The following is a 2,023-nucleotide window of genomic DNA, read 5'->3' as shown; positions in this document are numbered from 1 at the left end:
CCCCCGGCGCGGCGGCCCCCTCGGCCCGACCGCCCATGACGGTCGGGCGCAAGGCCCGCGCCTACGTCGAGCTGACGAAGCCCCGCGTGATCGAGCTGCTCCTGGTGACCACGCTGCCCACCATGATCTTCGCCCAGCGCGGCTTCCCCGACCTGCTGACCATGATCGCCACGCTCGTCGGCGGCGCGCTGGCCGCGGGCGCGTCCGGTGCGTTCAACTGCTACATCGACCGCGACATCGACCGGGTGATGAAGCGCACTGCGCGCCGCCCGCTGGTGACCGGGGAGGTCACGCCGCGCGAGGCCCTGGTGTTCTCCTGGACCCTGGCCGTGGTCTCCGTGCTCGTCCTGGGCTTCGGCGCCAACTGGCTCGCCGCCGCGCTGGGCGTGGCCGCGATCTTCTTCTACGTGGTCGTCTACTCGCTGATCCTGAAGCGCCGCACCGAGCAGAACATCGTCTGGGGCGGGATCGCCGGCTGCTTTCCCGTGGTGATCGGCTGGGCCGCCGTGCGCGGCACGGTCGAGTGGCCGGCCATCGTGCTGTTCACGGTGATCTTCCTCTGGACCCCGCCGCACTACTGGCCGCTGTCCATGAAGTACAAGCGGGACTACCAGGAGGCCGAGGTCCCCATGCTCGGCGCCGTCGCCTCCGCCCGCCTCGTCTCCAACCAGGTCGTGCTCTACGCGTGGGCCACCGTGGCCTGCTCCCTGCTGCTGGTGCCCATGGGCTGGGCCGGCATCGTCTACACGGCCGTGGCGGTGGGCGTGGGCGGCTGGTTCGTCTGGGAGTCCCACGTGCTCCAGCGCGAGGCCCAGCGCCCCGACTTCGAGGACCGCAAGGCGATGAAGGTCTTCCACCTCTCCATCACCTACCTCACGCTGCTGTTCATCGCCCTCGCGGTGGACCCGTTCGTGGGCGGTCCGCTCATGCCGGCGGTCACGGGGTCCTGACCCCGCGGCTCCGCACACAGCACGAAGCCCCCGACCCGTGACGGGTCGGGGGCTTCGCCGTGCCGGGGCGGCGCTCAGGCCACGGCGGGCGCCCGGTAGCGGCTGGTCTGCCGCTGCCAGGCCAGGGTGCCGGCGACGACGGCGACCGTCGCCCCCGCCAGGTGGGCCGCGACGACGCCGACCGGCAGGCCGGTGAAGTGCTGCCAGTATCCGAGGAGGCCCTGGAGCAGGACGGCCCCGAGCAGGGACCAGGCGGCGACGCGCTGGCCGGCGCCGGAGCCCGGCGTGCGCAGCACCTGCCACAGGAGCACCAGCGTCGCGGCCACGGTGATGTAGACCGGGACGACGTGCAGGCGCGTGATCATGAGCGCGTCGAAGCCGTGGCGGGCGGCCGCGGGGTCGCCGGAGTGCGGGCCGGTGCCGGTGACCAGCGTGCCGACGACGAGGGCGAGCCACAGGGCCGCGTAGGCCACCCGGGACGCCGTGCGGGAGGCCGGTGTCGTCGTGCCGTCCGCCACGGGCGCCCCCGCGCCGTGCCGGTGCTCGGCGCGCAGGCGCACCCAGAGCATCGTGGCCAGGGCGATCAGGGCGCCGGAGATGACGAAGTGGACGCCCACGATCCGCGGGTCCAGGTGCATCCACACGGTCACGCCGCCCACGACGGCCTGCAGCACGATCCCGGCCAGGAGGAGCAGGGAGAGGGTGAACGCCTGGCGGTGGCTGCGGCGCAGCCTCCAGAGCGTGGCGATCATCAGCAGGGCGATCACCCCGAGCACGCCGGTCAGCGTGCGGTTGCCGAACTCGATGATCCCGTGGATGCCCATCTCGGCCGTGGTGGTGAGGGACTCGGGGGTGCACTTCGGCCAGGTCGGGCAGCCGAGTCCGGATCCGGTGAGGCGGACGGCGCCGCCGGTCACGACGATCACCATCTGGGAGATCAGGGAGGCGAGGGCGAGGCCGACGGTGACGCCGGTGACGCGGTCGGGCGGGCGGCGTGCGGAGGACCCGCCGGCGGCGGGACGGGCGGTGGTGGGTGAAGCGGTCACGAGAACCGGTCCTTTGCGGGGTCGGGG

General features: G+C 73.3%; 2 protein-coding genes. One reads left to right on the top strand and one right to left on the bottom strand.

All coding sequences use genetic code 11. The annotated features are described in order from the left end of the window. Positions 1-35: 35 nt before the first annotated feature. Positions 36-950, top strand: a complete 915-nt coding sequence (locus tag MHY29_RS11890) for a heme o synthase (RefSeq protein WP_239241491.1) — start codon at positions 36-38, stop codon at positions 948-950. Between the two features lie 74 nt (positions 951-1,024). On the opposite strand, the gene MHY29_RS11885 is transcribed toward MHY29_RS11890, so the two are convergent. Further along, on the bottom strand, positions 1,025-1,996 hold the full coding sequence (locus tag MHY29_RS11885; RefSeq protein ID WP_224354908.1) for a heme A synthase: 972 nt from the start codon (positions 1,994-1,996) through the stop codon (positions 1,025-1,027). Positions 1,997-2,023: the final 27 nt, after the last annotated feature.

The organism is Micrococcus sp. ACRRV (assembly GCF_022346985.1).
Lineage (GTDB): Bacteria > Actinomycetota > Actinomycetes > Actinomycetales > Micrococcaceae > Micrococcus > Micrococcus porci.
The sequence above is the reverse complement of the archived record's forward strand: the minus strand, read 5'-3'. Positions and strand labels throughout refer to the sequence as shown.